Genomic DNA, 23,173 nt, shown 5'->3' on the forward strand with positions numbered 1-23,173 from the left:
CTCCTGTCACTTCTTACATATGCCTTTTTTCATGATCTCCGGTCAGTTCATAGTAAAAAATGTACTGCTGCATCACACCCTGCATGCCCTTATATCTGCGGTTTGGAAATCCTCGCTTATAGTGCTTCTGAAGTGCCTGACTGATGTGTGTATCTATCGGAAATGCCTGCAGATGATGAAGCGCAAACAGACAGATACAGTCTGCAACTTTCTCACCGACTCCAAACAACTTTAACAACTCTTTCTTTGCTTTTGCATAAGGCAGATGTCGGATTGCATCCAGATCCACTTCCCCTGATACAATACTTTTTGCAGTCCGCACAACGTATTTACTGCGATATCCAAGATTACATGCTTTGAGATCATCATCCCCAAGTTCCGCTAGTTTTTCCGGCTCCGGAAATGTATAAAATGTATTTCCGGAATCGCTTGTCCTCTCCTCCCCGTATGTCTCACACAGATTTTGAATACACTTCCGGATTCTCGTGATATGGTTCTGCTGGGAAATCAGAAATGATGCTATCATCTCCCACAAATCCTGCCGGAGAATCCGTATCCCACTCCCCCACTCTGCCGCCGCGAGCAAGTAAGAATCATTTGGGTTAATCCCCTCTATATAACTTTGATAATCCGTTTCCAAATCAAAATAATCGTTCCATATCTCCTCAAACTCGTGCGGTGTGCAGAAAAATGTACATTGCTCTCCCTCCTGCAAGATTTCCAGAGATCTGCCAAATGCAATCACCCTGTAACAGTTCTCCGATACTCTCTCCATCCGAAAGCACTGCCCCGAATCGCAGATCTGCTGCAAGTTGAAATGTTTGCTCTGTCTTATCACCATATCGTTTCCTCTTCTCATCTTTATCTAGTATAGAAACTGCCCTATTATATCTGCTTCTTCACAATCTGGTACTCGTCTCCGAACTGATAATATGGACAATCCCGGAATTCTCCCCGGACAAACCGATACATCTCATCCTCATCCAGATTTTTGCTGCACACATAATACTCATACTCTTCATCGTATTCATAATTCATACAGCTCTCACAGTTTGTTATCCTTCGTTTTTGTGTACTTTTCTTTGTCACTGACCTTGTCAGAGATTTCCCTTCTGCCTTTTCTCCGATTGTTTCCATTTCATTTTATCCTTTCTTCCTCAACAACTACTCAAACCACTTTTTCTTTCGAAAAATCCACACTTCCACTGCCACAATGGCAAGACAAATTGCACTTACTACTATATAACCGTATTTCGCGTCCAATTCCGGCATATTTTTAAAATTCATTCCATACCATCCAGCAATCAATGTCAGCGGCATAAAAATGGTTGTAACGACTGTCAGAATTTTCATAATTTCATTCTGTCTAATATCAATCTGTGTCTGGTGCATTTCTCTTAACTGCATCGAATATTCTTTCAGATTCTGCACCATCGCATATAACCTTTCTGCTCGCTCGTAATACAGTCCGAATAAAAACTTATCCTGCTCATCTCCTAATTCCGCCGCATTCTGCTGAAGGGTCTCGCCAACATCTGACAACTGTTCATAATAGGCGCTCAATGCGGATAAATCCTTTCTGACCTCAAGCAGACTTCTGTTGAAGTCCTTTAATTCCCCATCTAGAAGCATCTCCTCCATCTGAGTGAGTTTCTCCTCATACTGCTGCAAATACAGCATATCATCTTTGATCAGATACTCCATAAAATCAAACAACAATAAGGATGCTGATGTAATATCTGTCATCTGATATCCCTGCATCTCGTCCAAAATTCTACGGACCTCTCCGTTGTTCTCAATAAAGATCAGTGTATCCTCTAACAAATAATATCCAAACCGAATCTTCTCTGCTGAAGGGTCTTTCTTCCGCGGAATTGCAAATGTCCCCGACACTCTCTGGTAGAAACGGTCTGCCTTACAAAACCGAATCTGCTCCAACTCATTACCTTTAAAGCTTCTTGGAAACTTCTCCGCATACAACCTTTGAAATTCTTCTGGCGTCAACAACTCAATCTGACAGGACTTTTGGCTGTCCTCCCACTTATAGTTCATCGTTTTTCTCCTTTTTCTAAACTTCTTTAGATTATTAAGAAATCCTTTTCTCTTTTGTCACACTTTCCTCACAACTTTATTTTATCATAACCTTATCAAAACAAAGAAGTCAATGGTTGCATTTATACTTTTATTATTTGTGGCTATTGTACTTCGCCTAACTACTACGTTTTGCGTTTACATAGAGCTTTTTCTTTTTAGCCGGCCAAGATGTATACAACATCTTTCCGGCTTTCTCCACAAAGTGAAAGAAGAAACTCACCTCCCCCGGCAGAGTTTCTTCTTTCTATGAGTTTTCATTACTTTCGCCTTCTGCCATTTCCCTTCTATTCTTTTAGCAGAAATGGCTTATGTATCGGCGTCTCCATATCCCAGATTTTATATTCCCCTTCCCAATAATAAGCAGGTTTACACCCGCCGCTCTTGAACACGCGCATAAAATCTTCCATCGTATACACATCTTCCGGGAAATACGTCGCGAAAAATCCTACTTTCTCTCTTACATGGCAATCGCTGGAACCTACGGTAACCAACCCTAACTCTTTGGCATAATCTGCCGCCTTTTTATTTGCTTCCGGCAATGTGCTTCCATTTAACACTTCCACCCCGTCCAGCCCATGAACAATTTTCAAATTCTCTTCCAGCCCACGGTTGTTGTTACGAAACGGATGAGCACTGAAGCAAATTCCTCCCTGCGCTTTCACAAGGTCAATAAATTCCTGAGCATTCACTCGCTCTTTCGGATATTCTTCAATTCCGAATGCTACAATATCTCCTTGTAAGGAAAAAAATTCAATTCCGACAAAGATTGGAAATCCAGTCTTTTCTGAATATTCCGCCGCATACTCTTTCAGACCCATATCATCGTGGTCTGTAATGCAGACTGCCCCCAGCCCTCTCTTTTTTGCCAACTCTACGATTTCCTCTAATTTTAAGTGACTATCTTTGGAATAGGTACACTCATGCATGTGTAAATCAATAAACATTTTACGCCCTGATTCATTGGTCTTCCCCCTGAATCTTTCCCCTTTCTCTGTATCTTTACACCGAAATCCTGATGAAAAAATTCTATTTTCCCGACAAGTGTACAACCATCTATTGACAAGCAAGAATATCTCTGCACACTAATCACTTCTAAAAATAATGTTATCACTCCAGCCACGTTTTTTCTAATAGAAATATAAAATAAGACAGAACACTTATTCGTTTTATCTATGAGTAACCCAAATTTTCTTTATCTCAATACACATTCGCTGATTTTTCTCCAGGAAATCTGAGAAAGCTGTGGAGTTTCTTCTTCTGTTTGTTCCAACTTCTGCCGCAATGCTTCTGCCAATCGCTGTTCAAATGCCGGGAGTTCTTCTGCCACCGGCTCATCGGTGTTCTCCATCCTCGGAAGTTTTACGAAAGTAATCTGCTCTCCCGGAACATTTTCCTCAAACCAGTCTTTCATTCCCGGAATATCTGAACAAACTACTTTGCATCCGCATGCCATCGCTTCAATATTGACAAGCGCCAGCCCTTCAAAAAAAGAAGGGAGTATAAATACATCGCTTTTCCGAAATTGCTCCGCCAATTCTGCTTGAGACAACATTCCTAAAAACTGGACCGGATAGCGACACTCCATCGCCAGTTGCTGTATCTGCTCATATTCCTCCTCCGGTCCATGTCCACCTGCAAGCACAACTTTCAATTTTTCTTTTGGATACGGAAGATAGGAAAGCGCACGAAGCAGGCTGCATACTCCTTTCTTTTCTGAAACTTTTCCCGCAAATATAATCTGAAACGATTCTTTCTTCTCCCTTTTTTCACCAGTTTGAAAAAAGATCTTATCATTGTAACCGACACCGGCAACTTTTATTTTTTCTTCTTTGACTTGAAAAATTCTTTCGATTTCCTTCTTTTGTTCCCTGTGCAGTGCGATCACTCCGTCTAACTGCCGAATACGTTCCTTGATATACTCTCGCTCCAGAGTATTCTTTTCTATCTGCCGCAGATCCGATCCATGACAGATGGCAATGATCTTTTTCCCCGGATACCATTCCCTGACCATCGCTGCCAGAAGATAAAGGTGATGACAGACAATCACATCCGGGTTCAGTTCCCTCACTGCATCTTCAATCGTACGGCAAAATATTTCCCGAAATTGCCCCAACATCTCTGATGTCAGATCCTTGTAGCATGTGCTCTCATACGGCATCTCGTCAGACATCCCCGTAATTGCAAATGGAAGTGCCTCTGTGTGATAAAATACCGGATAGAACTTCACCCCATCAGGAAAATCAACCTGATCTTCCTCGTAAATTCCACCGACAACAGACTGTTCATGTCCCGCTTCTGCCCAGTTTTTCACAAGTTCTGTCAGATAGACACCGCTTCCCGTGCTGTGTGGTTTCTGTGCTGTAATACTCAAAATCTTCATTCTCTTTTGCCCCTCTTTTTTTCCTCTTCCTTTCTTCTGCTGTCTGGAAAGACAGATACACTGCCTTTTCATCTACATGAAATAAATTTATTATACCACACTCTACTTGATTTTTGTGTCGTCTACCAGACTTTTCGTTAAATGTACTTAAACAAAATCATAGCTGATCCGATTTAGCTCTCCTCAAGTGCATTTGCCATCTCTTCCTGTCTTTATCCATTTCTCTTGAATCTTTTTTTCGCATCGACCTTTGCTTACTTTAAGCATACCAAAGCTCTGATTCTTCCACAACTGAACAGATCTCAACAAAATGTCCGGAAAAATTAACAACTGCTCAATAAAATTTCCTGAAGTACTTTGATTTCCTCTGACAAATATTTATTTTTATGAATGGCAAGATGAATGTTCCTTGTGACACTGATCTCCTTTAACGGCAGTATGACAATGCTTCCGTCTTCTGCCTCTTTCTCAATCATTCTTCTTGAGAAAATGGCAATCCCTCTTCCACGGATCACCGCATTTTTAATTGCTTCCGTATTCGTACTGCAAAATGTCCTGCGAAGCTGTACTCCACGATCCTCAAACATCTTTTCAATCTGATTGCGCTCCGCGCTGCCACTTTCTCTGCTAATGTATGACTCCCCCTGGAGCATCTCCAATGTCACACTTCTCTCTTTTGCAAGCCAGTGATCTCTTCCACAAACAACAACCATCTCATCCTTACAGACAGGTGTCAGGACGAGATCCTTGCTTTTTAAAATTCCTTCCACAATTCCAAGATCCACTTCATTATTTAAAATCTGTCTCTCAATCTCTGAAGAATTGCTCACATTGACACTGATCATACATTCTGGAATCCGTTTCTCTGCCTGATCCAGAATATCATTGATCAGGCATGTGCCCACAGATACGCTGCATCCAATCCGCAGACTTGTTGTTTCTACCGCCCGGTTCATCGCCGCTTCCATATGGTCGAACGAATCGAGAATATGACGGGAAAAAGAGAGCATCAGCTCTCCTTCTTTCGTCAAATATATCTTTTGTGAAAGCCGTTCAAACAGCTTTACTCCATAATGTTTCTCAAGTTCTGAAACTGCCTGGCTGATACTCGGCTGAGAGATGTGCAGCATCTTTGCCGCCTTGCTCATCCCGCCGTAATCTGCTACCGCCGTAAATATTTTCAAATGCCTGATCGTCATATATTCCTTCCCTTCTATCTTGGTCCCTGCTCTTCTTTTTCCCTAAAATCTTCGGATTTTTCTGCTTTTCCGGATGAACCTCACAGTGATTTAGATGGCTCCAAACAGTGCATAAATTACCGTCCCGACAACACCGCTTCCCAAAATAATTGCAATTGCGCTTACTTTGTATTTCCTCAGGAGGAACAGTGCTACGACAAAAATCCCCAACTCTACAACGCGAAGTTCACCAACTACCACTTCTCTTAACTCTGCCTGGAATAATCCCAACATCAAAATAGACGCACCTGCAGAGGCGATCAGAGATACGACTGCCGGCCGCATTGCTCCAAGAACAACCTGCACACCACCAACCGAACGATATTTATAATAGAAATGTGCAAGGATCAGACAAATGCAAAAGGATGGTATGATACATCCAATCGAACAGAGCAGGACACCTGGAATCCCGGCAATCCGCATTCCTACGAACGTTGCTGAATTGATGGAAATCGGTCCCGGTGTCATCTCTGCAACCGTGATCAAATCTGAAAATTCTTCCAGTGTCATTAACCCGTAAATATTGACAATCTGTTCCTGAATCAGTGGAATAGCAGCATATCCACCGCCTACACTGAACATTCCAACTTGTATGAAAGCAAAAAACAATTTTAATAATAACATTTATGCAACCCCTCCATTCTTTTTCCGAAAAGTTCCTACAGCAAGGTCCAGCAGACCAATTCCAAGACAAGCGAGAATAATGATCATTGCGCTGACATCCAACAGATACGTCGCAACAAAAGCGATGATCATCATGGAAATATACAGAATCCGTTTTGTCTTTATCACATTTCCAGCAAGGTTAATGACTACGTCAAAGATAACCGCTGCCACACCTGCCCGCATCACCTGCAGCGCTGTACTGATATACGGATTTGTACGGAACTGTTCATAGAACAGTGAGATGATGGAAATAATGATCATCGGCGGAAGAATTGTACCAAGAATAGCCGTCAGTGAACCTATTACCCCTGCGATCCGATATCCGATGATCACCGAAGCATTCACCGGAAGCGGACCGGGCGCTGACTGTGTGATCGCCGTCACATCAAGCATCTCATCCTCCTCCAGCCACTGCAGCTCTTCCACAAATTTTTTCTTCATCAAGGATACAATGACAAATCCCCCTCCGAATGTGCATGCACTGAGCACAAACATTGACTTAAATAACACCCATAGTTTACTATAATCCTTTTTCATAATGCTCTCCTCCATTTTCTATGTAAACCTTCTCTGGTCTTCCCTGTTTCCGAAATGAGTTTATCACACTCTATATCATTTGTAAAATACATAAGTTTTATATAACTTATAGGCTATTACTTATAGTATTTTTATCTTTCCCTCAAAATATTTTAAAAAAAGACTGTTGAAAAATGTTTTTTCATTTTCCAACAGTCCCACACTTCACCCACGAAAAAAGGAAGGATCTAACCTTTTACAGATCCACGCATCATCCCGGAAATCAAAAACTTTCGAAAGATTAACGCTGTAATGGCCGGTGGAATCACAGTTATAATCCCTGCTGCAGCAGTCAGACCGTATTGAATGGAGTCCTTTGTCATGAACTCTGATACAACGATCGCCACCGGTTTTGTCTCCACAGAAGAAGCGAGAATTAACGGAATCTGAAACTGATTCCATGTGTTTAAAAATATGATCAATGCTGCTGAGAGGATGATCGGATAAGAAATCGGAAGAAAAATCCTCATAAAAACAGCAAGCCTTCCGCAGCCATCAATCACTGCCGCTTCTTCTAATTCTTTTGGTATCGTAGAAAAATAATTGGACATCAGCCAGGTAATCATCGGAAGATACGAACTGACATAAACAAGGCTGAGCCAAAATACGTTATCCAACAACTGTCTGGCAACAAAAATCCGAAACAACGGAATGATCGTCGCCATGACAGGAATGACCATCGTGATCAAAAGAAGATTCCGGATGAATTTTCTCCCTTTAAATTCCATACGACTCAACGTGTATGCACTCATCAGACAGATTGGAATCCCAACCAACAAAGTCATGCCAACCGCTTTTAACGAATTTGCGATGCCGGCAAACAAAAGCTGTCCTTTCCGACTTCCTCCAAACAGTTCCAAATAGTTTTTCCAGGTAACTACTTCCGGAAGAAGCGCTGTCGACTTCGCAAGCATCGCATGCTCCGGAGTAATAGACAAAATAAACGCCCACACAAATGGTCCAAGCGTCAGAAGAAGGAATACAAGTAAGCACAAAACATACCCTGCTTTTTTCAACCATTTCATTAGTATTCCACCTCCTTATTCAGACTCCGCAAGTAAAAGATTCCTAAGATTGCGGCGAGGAACATTACCAGATAGGTAACTGCGCTTCCTTTTCCAAAGTCCAGGAAACTAAAGGTCGTCAAATAGCTTTCCACAAGGATATTTTTCCCCAGATCGCTATAACCAGATAACGCAACAATCTCATCAAAAACATTGATCGCTGTCACCGAAGTGGATGTCACTCCGATTCCAATAAACGGAAGCATCAGCGGGAACGTGATCCGCCGAAAAATATTTGGAACATTTGCGCCATCGATTTTTGCAGCTTCATATAATTCATGTGGAATCGACTGTCTTCCGGCAAGACATACCAGCGCCATAAACGGAATGCTCCTCCAAATTACTACAATGGATACGACAAAGAGAAGTGTCCACCTCGAATTGAGCCATTCGACCGGCTGATCGACCACTCCCATTCCGATCAGCAGCTTGTTCATCAGACCGTATCCCGGGTAAAAAATAAATCTCCACAAAATTCCATTTACATAAGGCGGCAGTGCCCACGGAAGAACCGCAACTGCAAGCAGAACTCCGGAAAACTTTACTTCAATATTCAAAAACAGAGAGAGCAGCACCCCGAGAATGGTTGTTCCAAACAAAATCAGTACGAGAAGGAACACCGTATTCTGGAGGCTGTACCAGAAGGACTCTGATTTTAAAATATTTATGTAGTTATCGAATCCAATAAAATGAACGTCATTTGGCGCAGTCAGTTTCCAATACTTTAGGCTGTAAGAAAAGGTTGCTGCAATCGGATAAAATACTAATACACCCATGATCAATATCATGGGTGTGAGTAAAAGATATGGTAAAATCTTCTTTTTCATTATTTCTGTCCTGCTAACTCAGTGATCTTAGTATCCATTTCTTTGAAAGCTTCCTCAGCTGTCAGTTCACCAAGAGCCATTTTGTTGATTGCATTGTACATTGCATTGCTCATCTCCGCATAGTAAGACGGGATTCCATCCGGGAATGGAGAAGAAATTAACTTCGCCTCTTCCAGCATTGCACCAGCATTCTGAATTTTATCATCGTTGATAAGTTCTTCTAACACTGAATTTCTTGTTGGAATCGCACTGTTTGTTTCGTTTAATTTTTTCTGCATATCAGCAGATGTATACCACTCAACAAATTTTTTCGCTGCTTCTTTGTTTTTAGAAAATTTTGTTACACCAAGCGCTTCTGGAAGAGCCATTGTCACTTCGGATTTTCCTTCTTTTCCCGGTGTAAGGATTGGTGTAATCTGTCCGACAACACTGCACTCCTCTGGATTTGTGCTTCTGGATACAAAAGAAGTCGGTCCTGTTAAGAAGCTTGCGCTTCCACCTGTCAGACGTTTATAGGCATCCATACCAGATGAAGTCTTATCTGCCGGATCTACAAGTTCTTCCTGAATCAGAGTTTCCATGTACTTTAAAGCCTCTGTTACAGATTCTTCATTTAAAGTACCATCTTCATTATAGACAACACCATTCATCGTATATGCAAGCCACATCAAGCAAGTCGTTGTTTTTTCCTCTGCATTTAATGCAATTGCAAAAGGATGCTCTACTGTCCCTGTAGATTTTAATGTTCGGCATGCTTCCAGCACATCCTCCCATGTCTGAGGCTCCTCTGTGATTCCGGCTTTCTCAAACTGTTCTGTATTATAGTAAGATAAACGGTAATCGTTTGCATATGGGATTGCAAGCACTTTTCCATCTTTTGTAAATGTTTCCAGAGTAGGCATATCTGCTTTTACTTCATCAGAAACGTCTAATGGCTCTAACCAGTCAGCCGCATAAAATTCACCAACCCATGACCAGTCTACTTCTACCACATCTGCAACGGCCTGTCCTCCTGCAGCTGCAGTAACCATTTTTTCACGAATATCATCCCAGCCAACTTCATTGACTACAACTTCTATTCCTGTTTCTTTTGTAAATTCATCCAGCTGTTCATCTGTCGGGACCGCCCAATCAGGAGCCATAAATGTAATAGACTGCGCTTCTTTTTTATCTTCTTTTTTACTTCCTTCAGTTCCGTCGGCTTTGGAACCGCATCCTGCTAAAGCAGTCACTGACATAGCAGTCACTAATAATAAACTGACTAATTTCTTTTTCATCTTGTTTCCTCCTTGTATTGTTTTCTATTCCTTTTTAGTTTAACAACGGAATACATGTAATTCAAGCTGATATTATAAATAATCATGTAGGTGATGTCAATGCAATTGTTTCCTCTTTCCAAATCATATTTTATTTTCCGGGTACTAAAATCAATTCACAAGTGCATTCCTGGTATTTTTCCTTTACCTGCTCATTTACCTGTCTCAATGCAGACTCCAGGTCCCGCACAGACATACTTTCTGTTGCAATCTGAAAATAAACTGCGATCCATAAATGTCGTCCTGTCTTAGTCACATCATAAAACACAGGGGAAAACTGATATTTCTCTAAAATCGGATTGCAAAGTGTTTTAATCTCATCCACTACATGTTTTTCCGGTGAAAACAAAAATACTTCTTTTATCGCATTCCACAATACTTTCACACTTTCCGGAAGCATGAAGATCATCACTACTACCGCCACAATCTGATCAAAATATGGAGCGACAAACGCAATCGGTGTGCACTCTAAATAAAGTGATATGAAAAAAGCAAATGACATACCCAAACTGTAAACAATATCCAATTTCCATCCTAACAATTCTGCTTCGATGGTAGGAGAGGATAAATTTTTGTTCCACTTTTTCATAATCACAAAAATAATAATACTTGCTATCCCCAAAAATAATTGAAAAACAGAAATTTGTGCATTATTCACCGCATTACCACCTGCTAATGCCGACTCAATAATCTCTGCCGAAACTCCCATTGTCACTGACAGCATCATGACTCCTTTGATAATGACAAATATGGACTCAATCTGAAAATATCCATAGGGATGTTTTTCCGATACCGGCTTATGAAACAATGGTGTTAAAAATAGTAACAAAGCGATAAATACTAATTCGGAAGCATCATATACCGCATCCGTCAAAGCTGATTGTGAGTGACTGTAAATAGAAAATATAAATTCTATGACAGCAAACGCAAGTCCTGAAATAAAGGACATCATTAAAATCCGCTTCTCTTTCTTTTCTGTTATCATGACATCAACCTTTCTTCTTAATAGTCTGATCTTTCTATTTTGTACCTGCTCCCAGGTCTTACAGAAGTAGAAAATAGACTACCGCTTTTCCGGTAGCCTATGAATCTCTTATTTATTCTTTTAATGTCCGCAGTGACCACTTCCGCATCCGCCGCCTGCACAGTTCTCATGATGCTCGTGTTCCCCTTCATGATGACTGCATTTCACATTTGGATCATAAGAAAGTGCTTCGTTTAAAAATGCCTCAACAGCTTGATCTGCCTCTCCGGTCACTCCTCCATAAAGCTTGATTCCCGCTTCCGCAAGCGCCGCCTGTGCGCCGCCTCCAATACCGCCGCAGATTAAAACATCCACTTGATGCTCCGCAAGCAGTCCTGCAAGCGCTCCATGTCCGCTTCCGTTCGTGTCTACAACTTGACTCGTTGTGACTTTTCCGTCTTCCACCTCATAAAATTTGAAGTGTTCTGTGTGTCCAAAATGCTGAAACACCTTTCCTTCTTCATATGTTACTGCAATTTTCATTTGAATCTTCCCTCCATTTCGATTCTGTCAATGCCAGTAAACAAAGTTCTTTTCTCTTTATTTATGAACCACACTGGTATTTCTTTTTTATTATACATCCAAAACGGAAGCCTTACAATCTTATCGTCCCTTTTCTTTTCAGTTCTCTTTTTAAGAAGAAACGTCTGTGACTTCATTACAGAATTTTCTTTTTGTTTCTGCGATGATATAGCCATCACAGATCACATACTATCGTAAGGAGGATTACCATTATGCACATTCAATTAGATGAACGTCTTACCGGTTATATGAAAGAACATCACAAAGAAAATATTCTGATCACTTCTATGCTCTGCCATACTTGAGGTGGCTCCCGGCTGGAGGTTTCAGCAAGATTTATCGACGCAGAGGAAACTGCCGCATTAAAAGCAGATCATTTTCAAGTATTCCCTCATCCACTTGGGAACGTCCTGATCCGCCGTATCCCACAGCACATGGAGGAAACAGTGACACTTGGACTCTCCAAATTTTTTAAAAGGATCACGGTGCAAGGAATCTACTCCGCATAGCAGTCTATTTTTTAGCACTATCCCTTTGGAGAACTGTCATTCTAATTTATTAGCGTGACAGTATCTCTACCCTAAAATAACCGGCTCATCATATTCGACTCCCCATGTTTCTACTATCACTTTTTCCATGTATTCCGGCTCAATCGGTTCATTGACATCCACTCCCGGAATTCCAATATCTACTTTTTCTGTCGGAAGTGCTGTGATCTGTTCCACAACTTCCCAGCCTTCTATGACTTTCCCAAATGCCGCATAGCCTCCATCGAGACGTTTGCCAGCTTCATCCGTCAGTGTAATAAAAAAACAGCTTCCCGAAGCTACATTTCCCTCTCCGCCCATCGCGACAGTCCCGCGCTCAAACGGAATATCATTCGGAAACCCGTTATTTCGATATTCTCCATCGAGTGAGATTGCACACCTTTCATCCTCAAAGTCAGAATAACTCGGCTGCAATACAAATCCCGGTGCAATCCTTCTAATCTTCCGGTGATCAAACAGTCCTTTTTTCGCCAAAGAAATAAAACAATTCACCGTATTTGGCGCCTCTTTTGGGTATAGCTCTACCTTAATGTCCCCAAATCTTGTCACAATAATTGCAATAGGATTTCTTTTTTCTTCCATATCCCTCTCTCCTTTTTCTCAAACTTTTCATTTGTGATCCGCTTTTTCTGATAGGAAAAACGTGCGTGAAACCTCTCCAGCTTTTCACACACGTTTTTTGAACCTTCCTTATATCCGATGCAGCAATGCTGCTCTCATGCCATCTGCCAGTGCACGATTAACGCTTTACAAAATATTCTTCATACCATACAAGGAACGTATAGATTGTCCAAACTTTTCTCCAGTTGTCAGAATTTCCTCCGACATACTCATCAAAGATTGTATTGATCTCTTCTACATTGAAGAATTTCTCTGCCATCTCGCTGTGGAATTTGGCGCGCACATCTTGATTATAGCGGTCATCTGCCATCCAGATACGAATTGGCACGATAAATCCGAGTTTCTTTCGGAACGCAATCTCTTCCGGCAGCATTTTCTGTGCCGCTGTACGGAACGCAACCTTATTCTGCTCTTCATTCACTTTATACTTCGAAGGCATTCTCGATGCAATATCGAAAATACGCAAATCTGTCAACGGCATACGAACCTCAAGTCCTGCCGCCTCACTCATCTTATCTACATTGAGGTAAATATCTCCCTCCAGCCAGATCTGGATATCGATATTAGACATCTTTGTCAGAGGATCCAGCCCTTCCATCTCTTCGTAAATACTCTGTGCCACTTCGATTGGCAGTACGTCCGGGTCATATTTTTTCAAGATCTTTTTCTTCTCGTCTTCTTTCATAATGTTCGTGTTACCGACATAGAAGTTCTTTAGATTCTCCCCGTATCGCTCTGCATTGCGGTACATATTGTACCCACCGAAAAATTCATCTGCACCTTCTCCTGAATAGCAGATCTTCGTATGCTCTGCAGTCGCCTGACATCCAAGTGCAAACACAATCGCAGAAGCATCCCCAAGCGGCTGCTCCATATTGTACATGACATATGGGACAATATTAAAATATTCCTCTGGATTGATCACACGTCTGGAAATCTTACGTTCTAAAATGCGCGCAGTCTCTACAGCCAGTACGGACTCATCGAACCGTTCTTCCTCATAACCGCATGTATCCGCAGTATCGGCATCAGACATCGCAAGTACATAGGAAGAATCCACTCCGCCTGACAGGAAAGACTCCACTCGCTCATCTGAAGTCTTTACTTCCTTCATGATCTCGCCAAGTGTCGTGTGGATCTCGTCTGCCCATTCCTCAAGAGACTTGCTGTCATCCGGATGAAATTCCGGCTTCCAATAGCGCTTTACTGTCACTACTCCGTCCTTCCAGATAAGGTAACGTCCCGGAAGCAGTTTCTTCAGTCCGCGGAAAAATGTATTCTCTCCTGCCACGTAAGTCAGACTGAGATAGATCTGCAGCATCTCCTCATTCAATTCTTTGACAAACCCTGGCTGCTCCATGATTCCCCGGATTGTTGTTCCATAGAGAAGCTGTCCATCTTCCGTCTCATAATAGTAGAACGGCTTCGTGCCAAACTGGTCTCTGAGACAGAATAGCTGTTTTTCCTCTTCATCCCAGAGCGCAAAAGCAAACATTCCATACAAATGCGCTGCCATATCAAACTGCCATGTCTCAAATGCCCGGACCAAAATCCGCTCCTCTCTCTCTCTTCTGGATAAGCTTTTGTCAATGCAAAGCTCTTCACAAAGCGCCTCCCAGTTGCGAATATGTCCTCTGTATTCCTGAACTTTTATCATATGTTTCCCATCCTTATAAAGTGTAAATTCATCGGTTTCCAAAATACATTCAGGAAGAGAAAACTCCCTTCCCGCTTGTACACCCCTATTATAAACCAAAGTTTTTCCAATAACAACTGCTTCCTTACACTTTATCTTTCCCGTACTTCTCCCCTTTATCATTCTTAAACAGTGGTGTTTAAACAGCAATGCTTATGCAACTCTTCCTGCTGCCTCCTGATATGCTCTCAACTTTCTCCTTGCATCTTCACTCAGATTCCGCGGCACCTGGATTTGAATTATCACATACTGATCTCCTTTTCCGGATGGCTGCCCCATATGTGCGATTCCCTTTCCGGCCAGTCTCACTTTTGTTCCGGATTGTGTTCCTTCCTTGATCTTGCAGCTTACCTTTCCGTAAAGTGTAGGCACAATCACCTCACCGCCCAACACCGCTGTTGTATACGGAATCTGAATGGTCGTGTAGACATCGTCTCCCTTCCGTTCATAACCGACTTTGTCTTTTACTGAAATTTCCAGAAACAGATCTCCGGCTTCCCCTCCGTTCATCCCGTCCTGTCCCTTTCCTTTCAGCCGGATTTTCTTGCCGGAAGAAATTCCCGCCGGAATGTGTACTTTCAGAGACTGTGCACGTCCACTTGCGTCTGTATAAGAGATGACCTTATCTCCTCCAAATGCTGCTTCCTCAAAAGTCACCTCTAATTTTGCAGTGACATCTGCACCTTTCCTGCGATAACCGCGCGGTCCAGTTCCACTTCCCCTTGCTCTCTGAAAAGAACTTCCAAAAATGTCATCAAAAAAATCATCCATATTTCCGCCTTCAAAATGAAATTCCTGGTAGCTTCCGTCCGGACTTCGATAGAACTTCGCCCCTTTAGGTTCTCCGTACGACTGATAGGCGCCCGGATCTGCTCCCATACTTCCATCAAAGGCTGCTGTTCCAAATCGATCGTACAACTTTCGTTTCTCTTCATCGTGCAGGATCTCGTAAGCTTCGGTCACTTCTTTAAATTTCTCATTTGCAACAGAATTCTCCTGATTGGTATCCGGATGATACTTTTTTGCCAGTTTTCGGTATGCCTTCTTGATCGCATTCGCGTCTGCATTTCTGTCCACTCCGAGAATCTTGTAATAATCCTTATTTGCCGCCATAACTATTTCTCCCCTTTCCTACTACAATTTTTATGCAAGATTAAAAATTTCCTGCGGAATAAAAACGGGACTGCATGTCACAGTCTGTAATCATGCAGTCCCAAATCTATATAGAGTGTGTCTGAAAATCTATCACTGCTTTCTTGATCCGTAACAAAAAGTTCTTCCCCATACACACCTACCAGCACTATCCTTCGATGGCAATATATTTCTTCTCCTCAGCTTCTACTTTCTTCTGATCCTTCTTCGGGATTGCAAGAACAAGTATACCATTTTCATATTTTGCCTTAATGTCTTCCTGAGTGATATCCTTTCCTACATAGAAACTTCTGCTGCAAGATCCGGAATATCTTTCTCTTCGGATATAATTGCCTGTCTTCTCATCCTTCTGATCGTTGTTCTTCGTCGTCGCCGCCTGGATGGTCAGATAACCATCTTTTAATTCTGCGTGAATGTCTTCTTTCTTATATCCCGGAAGGCTTACTTCCAATTCGTAGCCATGTTCATGCTCCTTAATGTCTGTCTTCATCAAAGACTCTGTGTTCGCTCTCTGGTAACCTCTGAATGGGTAATCAAAATCAAAGAAATCATCAAACAAATTCTCTCCAAAAATACTAGGCATCATCATAAATCATCTCTCCTTTTCCATTAAAATCTTATTGATAAATGTCATTTATTGGAACCGGTGATGTGGGGACTATTCAGATCTTCTCATCCTTTCTTCGTCCTCCTCCTTTGTTCTAGTTGTAATATAACACTTATGTTAGCACTCGTCAAGAGGGAGTGCTAAAAAAATTGTGAACATTTTGTGTCCCGCAATTTTCCTCTCTGTTCCATGACTTTTTTATTTTTCCCTCATATGACTCTTTTATACCGAACAGTACATTTTCTATTTCAAATAAGATACACGGATAGCATAAAAGGCTCCCTCCATGGAAATAACTATCCCACTGAAAGAGCCTTTTTCTATATGCTTTTTCTTATCTTTTCCTTCACCTAGAAATCTTGATTCCTAAATCGGTTCAAAATCCGCAACTCCATGCTTGCACAGTGGACAAATATAATCATCCGGAAGTTCCTCTCCTTCATAGATATATCCACATACCACACATACGAATCCTTTCTTTCCTTCTGTCTGCGGTTTTGGTTTTACATGTTTCTGATAGTAAGTGTATGTCATCGTTTCTTTATCATTCATCACACGAGCCTCTGTCACGGTACAGATAAACATTCCGTGTGTATCCAGATCCACATACTGCTCCACTTTCAATGCAAGGAAGGCGTTGATATATTTTGGAAGGAAGGCAACACCATTGTCTGCACGCAGCATATTCCATCCTTCGAATTTATCTGCTTCTCTTCCGCTCTGGAATCCAAATCTTTCAAACACTTTAAACGGTGCTTCCACAGAGAGACAGTTGACATTCATCACGCCAGTCTTCTTGATGATATCATGCGAATAATTCGCCTTATTGATATTGACTGCCACACGGTTCGGATTGTCTGTCAGCTGTGTAACGGTGTTGACAATCAGTCCGTTGTCCTTCTCACCATCTCTTGAAGTCACAACATACAGTCCATATCCAAGACGGAACAGTGCTGTCAGATCATTTTTATTTGCTTTGTCATCTGACTGGGCAATATATTCCTGACATAACTCGTCTGCCATCTGATCTAACTCTTCCAGATTCTCTTCGCTCAGCGAGGACATGATCTTTACTGAATTTTTCATCCATGTAATATCCTGGCTGTCCTCAAACATTCCCTTCATAACTCTTGCTGCCGTCGGGGCCCAGCTTCCGTTCTCAATGAATCCGATCGTGCGCTTCTGGTAATTGCGCGCGGTCAGATGCTCAATAAAAATTTTCATAAACGGGAAAATATCTGCATTATATGTCGTTGTCGCCAGTACTAATTTTCCATAGCTGAATGCATTTTCCACTGCTCTTGCCATATCTGCGCGTGCAAGGTCACAGACATACACATCCGGACATCCTTTTTCTTCTAATTTCGCAGCCAAAGTTTCTGCTGCTTTCTTTGTATTTCCGTAGACCGATGTGTACGCGATCATCACACCTTCTTTTTCCACTGCATAAGAAGACCAGATATCATATTTCTCGATATAATGTCCAAGATTCTCCTTTAAAATCGGTCCGTGCAGCGGACAGATCATCTGGATATCCAGTGTCGCTGCCACTTTTAAGAGGTTTTGTACCTGTGTACCATATTTTCCGACGATTCCGATATAATAACGGCGAGCTTCGTCATCCCAATCTTCCTCCACATCATTTGCCCCGAATTTACCAAATCCATCTGCAGAGAACAGTACTTTTTCTGTACTGTCGTAAGTAACCATAACTTCCGGCCAGTGTACCATCGGAGCGAACACAAATGTCAGATCATGCTTTCCAAGTGACAATGTCTGTCCGTTTTCTACTTCCAATGTTCTTCCTTCCAGATCCATCTCCCTGAAAAAGTTGGCCATCATCACAAATGTCTTCTCATTTGCCACGATCGTTGTATCTGGATATACCTTCATAAAATTATAAATATTCGCAGAATGATCCGGTTCCATATGCTGCACGATCAAGTAATCCGGCTTTGCTCCATCCAGCACCTGTGCAATATTTGCCAGCCATTCTTCCGCAAAATTCACATCCACAGTATCCATTACAGCGATTTTCTCATCTTTGATCACATAAGAGTTGTAAGACATTCCATTTGGCACAACATACTGCCCTTCAAACAAATCTACCTGATGATCATTAACCCCAACGTAAATGATATCATTTGTCACCTTCATTTTGTATTCCTCCTGATTTTTTGAAATACTGACTTCGCAGTCTGATTCTTTTCTTACATTTGATTTTCTCTCACAGATTTCTCTCTGCTTCAGAGATTGTGAAATTTTTATCTTTATGCCTATTATAACTAGAATCGGATAAGAACACAATTCTTTTTTTATAAAATTTCTGATTCCCCTCCTTCCGCTTTCTTCTTCACATAGTACTGTGCCTGTGCCTCGTAAAGCGCAAAATATTTCCCTTTCTTTTCCATCAATGTTTGATGATTTCCGCTCTCTGCAACAGTTCCTTCTTCCAGAACAACAATTCTGTCACAGAACTTGCAGCTGCTCATCCGGTGGGAGATATAGATGGCCGTTTTTCCATTGATCAGTTCGTTGAAATTCTCATAGATTTCCGATTCTGCCACCGGATCTAACGCTGCAGTCGGTTCATCGAGGATCACAAACGGAGCATCTTTATAAAGCGCTCTTGCGATCGCAACCTTCTGCGCCTCCCCGCCGGAGAGCGCCTCGCCATCCCCGGTTTCGTGATAGAGCAGCGTGTGAATCCCATCTTTCATCTTCTTCACTCTTTCTTCCAGCCCGACCTGACGGATCACCTTCCATACTCTCTTTTCATCCACTTTCTCGGAGCCTGCGATATTTTCATCCAATGGAAAATGATACAGTCTGAAGTCCTGAAAGACAACCGCGAAAATCTTTATATATTCCTCATAATCATATTTCCCGATCTCAATCCCATTTAAAGTGATCTTTCCCTCAGACGGCTCATAGAAACGAAGCAGCAGTTTGATCAATGTCGTTTTTCCTGCACCATTCATCCCGACAAGCGCCATCGTCTCCCCTACTTTGAATTTTAAACTTACATCCTTTAAAATATACGTCTCTGTCCCCGGATAACAAAAAGAAACATGGTCAAACTCCAACTCATACTGATTATCGTCTCTTTTTTCAATCGGCAGTGTCCCTACATAATGCATATTCGGGAGATGAATAAATTCCTCATAAGATTTCAGATACTCATTGGAATAATCAATCTCAATATGTGCTCCCATCATTTCACGGATACTGTTCATCATCGTTATGATCGCACCCGCATACATCAGCACTTCCCCGGCGGAAACACTTCCTGCAATTGCCTTTATTGCAATATATACATAAGTGATGCCTGCCAGGATCTGAAGCGCAAAAGCGACAGCGCCATTTCCACGTCCGGAAACTTTCGCTCTTCTCTGGAACAGTGCCATACACTTCTTTATCACATCTCCTTGAAATTTATTTATCAGATATTCTTTGAGCTGAAACAGACGGATATCCTGCGCAAACTGCTCTGAAACAATCAGGTTGACTAGATAGTCAAATAATGCATTTGACTTTTCATTTGCATGCATAGTGATTACTGTTTCCTTTCCGATCCGTTCGGAAACCTTATCTCCTAACCACAATACAAATACAAAACCAGCGATCATCACCCCCGTACTGATCAGAAACCGAAAGATACTTTCCTTCTCCCAGTCTGACTGCAGCAGCAGAAGCACGACAAATCCACTGGCAAAAACAACTTCCGTGCAGCAGGTAAAATACTTATAAATTTCTATACACTGTTCGGAGATTCCTCCATGTCCGCGCTCTGCCTGCCGTACTCTTCGAAACTTCTGAATCGTCTCCTGTTTCTCAATTTCTTCGTATTCCATGGAAAATGCTTTTTTTGCAGTACGCTTTTTCGTCTCCTCCTCGCTCGGTTCCGCATAGTGCGAAAAGATCTGTTCCGCTGCCTTTGAGATCAATGATACAATCATCACCGTCACAACAAGAATCACGACAAAAGTTGCTGCCTGCTGATACTTCTCCTCCAGAAGAACATCGAGAATCTTCGCATACAGAAAACTGTTAATATAGACAACCGATGCACCCGAGAGCATTCCAAGTACAAGGATCACCGGCAAAATCCGATAGCCTTTCGCCTGAAAAAGACAAAATTTCCACATTTCTTTTACAGACATCTGTTTTCTCTTATTCATGTGCCTCTTCCTCCTGATAATATTTCCCCTGAAGTTCAAAAAGGGAAGCGTATGTCCCTCCCATTTTCATCAATGTTTCATGGGTTCCGCGCTCAATGATCTCCCCTTTGTCAAGCAGAAGAATCTCATTGCAGAACCGTGTCGATGCCAGCCGGTGGGAAATAAAGATCGTACTTGTTCCTTCCAGCGTCTTCTGGTAAGTATCATAAATATTTTTTTCTGCAAGTGCATCCAGCGCTGCAGTCGGTTCATCTAAAAGTAACAGTTTCGGGCTGTGATACAGCGCCCTTGCTAGAAGAAGCTTCTGAATCTGTCCACCCGAGAGCATAATCCCATCTTCCGATACATCCTTTCCAAAATAGGTGTATAGTCCGTCCGGAAGGCTGCTGATCTTCTCTGCCACTCCTGCCTTTTCCAGCACATTCCATAACCTTTCCTCATCCCATTCTCCTGAGAGCGTTACATTTTCCCCAACTGTATACGACATGATAAACGGATTCTGAAAAATTGCAGCAACATGGTGCATGTAGGCTTTGCGATCCAGTTCCCTCGTGTCGATCCCATTAACATAGACTGCTCCGTTTGTAGGAAGATATAGACCAGAAATCAGTTTTACAATCGTAGATTTTCCGGCCCCGTTTAATCCGACAAGTGCAAGCCGCTCTCCTTGATGGATGGTAAAGGAAACATCCTTTAGCACCTCTTCCTCTGCCCCCTCATAGCGATAGGATACATGATCAAACGTAATGTCCAGACTGGAAAATTGGTTTTCCGGGATCCGCCTTTCTCCTCCTGATCCGCTCTCAAGTTCTAAAAAATCTCTAAGATCATCCACCTGCTGCCCGCACCGCTTCATCACAACAAAGTTGCTTGTGATCTCTGTAAACCATTTGGCAAACCCGCTGATCAATCCAATATAAAACACAAACATGCTTGACGAAAGCCCCTGTTTCAAAAGATAGATCAGATAAAAATAACAGATAAAATCTCTGACTGCTGCCAGGATCACTTCTGTAAAGTCCGAGAAGAAGCAGGCCGCATTATAAAGCGCCCTATATTTTCTTCGCTGTCTGATCGCCGAATCATATTTTCCGATCAGCCAGTCGGAAAGTCCGAAGACGCGGATATCCTTTCCGCCTGCAATATCATCCACAAGCCGATCAATATATCCCTCTATCCTCTGATATCCAGCAAGTTTTTCTTTGACCCTCTCATACACTTTTACAGAAACTTTGGACGTTGCGACAGTGATCAGTGACAGACCGACAAGGAGCAGCAAGATGCGTATATCCATACTTCCCACGATCATTGCATATGCGACCAGCCCTAGTACATTTGTAAAAAACATTCCAAAACGCTGCATCATGCCTTGCACTCCATTGGAATCGTTTCCATTCAATGCGATCAGCGACCTCTCCATCATCTGACGGATTTCACTGCTTTCTGACTGTTCCAGAGAAATCTCCAATATTTTTTCGAGAACAGAATAGAAGTGTCCTCCCATCCTCATTTCGATGTATTCTACGGATATAATATTCTGCAGATAAGTATCAATCCAACTAATCGCCCCGTATACAAGAAAGATGGTCATGACCGCCCCGATCAACAGCATAAGCGGGCTTTCCTTCCCCAGCATCGATACGATAAGTGCATTTGCTCCTACCCCCAGTAACAGAAGAAGAACATATGTGACTGCCTGAATCCCGATGTGCACCAGATAAACCGGAGTTTTCTTCATAGCCGGTGCAAAGCAGAAAATCAGGTTGCTTAAAATGCTCCTTTTCTTTTGCTTTTGTTTCTTCTCTTCCTCCATCTATAAAGCCTCCTCTCTTTTCTTGCATTCTTAACTTATCACATTTGTTCTCAAAATAGAAAAAACATGCACGAATTGTAAAAATCCGTGCATGAATTGCAAATTTTCTCTATAATGGCAGCATGATCTCGGTGACGAACACCCCCGGTTCATTCTTTCGATTGATATAACCGTCATATTTCTTCACAACATTGTTAATCCGTTTAAGCCCATGACCGTGATCACCGCGCTTTTTGGAAATATATTCTTCATCGAGTTTTCGCACAACCTCGCTGGTGGCATTGGTCACTGTAATATACAACTGCTGCTTCAGCGGTGCAATATAAAGTCGGAGAAACTGTTCTTCCTTCTTCACCGTCCGACATGCTTCGACTGCATTGTCGATCAGATTCCCAATCACAACACACAGATCAATGTCCGACACAGACAACTCTTTTGGGATCACCGCCTTATAGTCACACCGGATTCCATTTTCCAGCGCAAGTGAAATCTTCGCATTTAAGATCGCATCTACATTGAGATTTCCGGTATCAAACAGCAGGCGGATATCCGCAAGATCTTCCTCCAGCCGGTTTAAGTATTCCTTTGCCTCAGTGATATTATCTTTCGCAAGATATGCCTTTACCGACTGCATATGATTATGATAATCATGCCGCCAACCTCGCATCGTCATATAGATGCTCCGCACTTCATCCATCTCCTGAGACAAAATTTTGTTCTGATAATCAATCAGCGCCTTCTCATACTGCCGCTGCATGATTGCCCGGATCACGAAACCGATGATCACAAGCAGGAGCAGCATTGCCACTGCAGCCAGCCCTATGATTTCCATTCTCATCTGTAATACT

Annotated in this window: 21 protein-coding genes; all 21 read right to left on the bottom strand. The window is 42.1% G+C overall.

Annotated elements, in window-relative coordinates:
- Window positions 1-13 precede the first annotated feature (13 nt).
- Entirely contained in the window at window positions 14-841 is an 828-nt protein-coding gene (locus ACGG81_RS12565; RefSeq protein WP_016439551.1) for a DNA-3-methyladenine glycosylase, read from the bottom strand.
- 44 nt (window positions 842-885) lie between these two features.
- Entirely contained in the window at window positions 886-1,089 is a 204-nt protein-coding gene (locus ACGG81_RS12570; protein WP_318250203.1) for a DUF6472 family protein, read from the bottom strand.
- Window positions 1,090-1,164: 75 nt separating this feature from the next.
- Complete coding sequence (locus tag ACGG81_RS12575) at window positions 1,165-2,052, bottom strand: CorA family divalent cation transporter (RefSeq protein ID WP_008977028.1); 888 nt, start codon at window positions 2,050-2,052, stop codon at window positions 1,165-1,167.
- A 326-nt stretch (window positions 2,053-2,378) separates the two neighbouring features.
- Entirely contained in the window at window positions 2,379-3,038 is a 660-nt protein-coding gene (locus ACGG81_RS12580; protein WP_016439550.1) for a PHP domain-containing protein, read from the bottom strand.
- 248 nt (window positions 3,039-3,286) lie between these two features.
- Window positions 3,287-4,474 carry a glycosyltransferase family 4 protein gene (locus ACGG81_RS12585; protein WP_390108651.1) on the bottom strand — a complete coding sequence of 396 codons (1,188 nt, stop codon included), beginning with the start codon at window positions 4,472-4,474 and terminating at the stop codon, window positions 3,287-3,289.
- Window positions 4,475-4,797: 323 nt separating this feature from the next.
- A complete protein-coding gene (locus ACGG81_RS12590) occupies window positions 4,798-5,673 on the bottom strand; it encodes a LysR family transcriptional regulator (protein WP_008977030.1) in 876 nt (291 codons plus the stop codon).
- A 90-nt stretch (window positions 5,674-5,763) separates the two neighbouring features.
- Window positions 5,764-6,336 carry a chromate transporter gene (locus ACGG81_RS12595; RefSeq protein ID WP_390108654.1) on the bottom strand — a complete coding sequence of 191 codons (573 nt, stop codon included), beginning with the start codon at window positions 6,334-6,336 and terminating at the stop codon, window positions 5,764-5,766.
- The gene (locus ACGG81_RS12600; protein ID WP_009263339.1) at window positions 6,337-6,915 is read right to left on the bottom strand and encodes a chromate transporter; all 579 of its coding nucleotides are present in this window, start codon (window positions 6,913-6,915) and stop codon (window positions 6,337-6,339) included.
- Window positions 6,916-7,142: 227 nt separating this feature from the next.
- The gene (locus ACGG81_RS12605) at window positions 7,143-7,979 is read right to left on the bottom strand and encodes a carbohydrate ABC transporter permease (protein ID WP_008977033.1); all 837 of its coding nucleotides are present in this window, start codon (window positions 7,977-7,979) and stop codon (window positions 7,143-7,145) included.
- The gene (locus tag ACGG81_RS12610) at window positions 7,979-8,845 is read right to left on the bottom strand and encodes a carbohydrate ABC transporter permease (protein WP_008977034.1); all 867 of its coding nucleotides are present in this window, start codon (window positions 8,843-8,845) and stop codon (window positions 7,979-7,981) included. Before ACGG81_RS12610 ends, ACGG81_RS12605 begins: the two co-directional genes overlap by 1 nt.
- Window positions 8,845-10,122, bottom strand: a complete 1,278-nt coding sequence (locus ACGG81_RS12615) for an ABC transporter substrate-binding protein (protein ID WP_008977035.1) — start codon at window positions 10,120-10,122, stop codon at window positions 8,845-8,847. The genes ACGG81_RS12610 and ACGG81_RS12615 overlap by 1 nt, the downstream gene beginning before the upstream one ends.
- Before the next feature lie 130 nt (window positions 10,123-10,252).
- A complete protein-coding gene (locus tag ACGG81_RS12620) occupies window positions 10,253-11,146 on the bottom strand; it encodes a cation transporter (RefSeq protein WP_390108659.1) in 894 nt (297 codons plus the stop codon).
- A gap of 120 nt (window positions 11,147-11,266) precedes the next feature.
- Window positions 11,267-11,668, bottom strand: a complete 402-nt coding sequence (locus tag ACGG81_RS12625) for a NifB/NifX family molybdenum-iron cluster-binding protein (RefSeq protein ID WP_008977037.1) — start codon at window positions 11,666-11,668, stop codon at window positions 11,267-11,269.
- Between the two features lie 614 nt (window positions 11,669-12,282).
- Window positions 12,283-12,837, bottom strand: coding sequence for a peptidylprolyl isomerase (locus tag ACGG81_RS12630; protein WP_390108662.1), 555 nt, complete (start codon window positions 12,835-12,837; stop codon window positions 12,283-12,285).
- A gap of 157 nt (window positions 12,838-12,994) precedes the next feature.
- Window positions 12,995-14,533 carry an asparagine synthase (glutamine-hydrolyzing) gene (asnB, locus tag ACGG81_RS12635; RefSeq protein ID WP_035102976.1) on the bottom strand — a complete coding sequence of 513 codons (1,539 nt, stop codon included), beginning with the start codon at window positions 14,531-14,533 and terminating at the stop codon, window positions 12,995-12,997.
- 192 nt (window positions 14,534-14,725) lie between these two features.
- On the bottom strand, window positions 14,726-15,685 hold the full coding sequence (locus ACGG81_RS12640) for a DnaJ C-terminal domain-containing protein (RefSeq protein WP_016439543.1): 960 nt from the start codon (window positions 15,683-15,685) through the stop codon (window positions 14,726-14,728).
- A gap of 187 nt (window positions 15,686-15,872) precedes the next feature.
- Entirely contained in the window at window positions 15,873-16,313 is a 441-nt protein-coding gene (locus ACGG81_RS12645; RefSeq protein ID WP_008977041.1) for an Hsp20/alpha crystallin family protein, read from the bottom strand.
- A 384-nt stretch (window positions 16,314-16,697) separates the two neighbouring features.
- The gene (locus ACGG81_RS12650; RefSeq protein ID WP_117500653.1) at window positions 16,698-18,488 is read right to left on the bottom strand and encodes a flavin reductase; all 1,791 of its coding nucleotides are present in this window, start codon (window positions 18,486-18,488) and stop codon (window positions 16,698-16,700) included.
- Window positions 18,489-18,646: 158 nt separating this feature from the next.
- Entirely contained in the window at window positions 18,647-20,512 is a 1,866-nt protein-coding gene (locus tag ACGG81_RS12655; protein ID WP_270665677.1) for an ABC transporter ATP-binding protein, read from the bottom strand.
- Window positions 20,505-22,325, bottom strand: a complete 1,821-nt coding sequence (locus ACGG81_RS12660; protein ID WP_270665676.1) for an ABC transporter ATP-binding protein — start codon at window positions 22,323-22,325, stop codon at window positions 20,505-20,507. The genes ACGG81_RS12655 and ACGG81_RS12660 overlap by 8 nt, the downstream gene beginning before the upstream one ends.
- Before the next feature lie 109 nt (window positions 22,326-22,434).
- Window positions 22,435-23,163 carry a sensor histidine kinase gene (locus tag ACGG81_RS12665; protein WP_009263352.1) on the bottom strand — a complete coding sequence of 243 codons (729 nt, stop codon included), beginning with the start codon at window positions 23,161-23,163 and terminating at the stop codon, window positions 22,435-22,437.
- Window positions 23,164-23,173: the final 10 nt, after the last annotated feature.

The sequence above is a fragment of the Faecalimonas umbilicata genome (assembly GCF_042846195.1).
Lineage (GTDB): Bacteria > Bacillota > Clostridia > Lachnospirales > Lachnospiraceae > Faecalimonas > Faecalimonas umbilicata.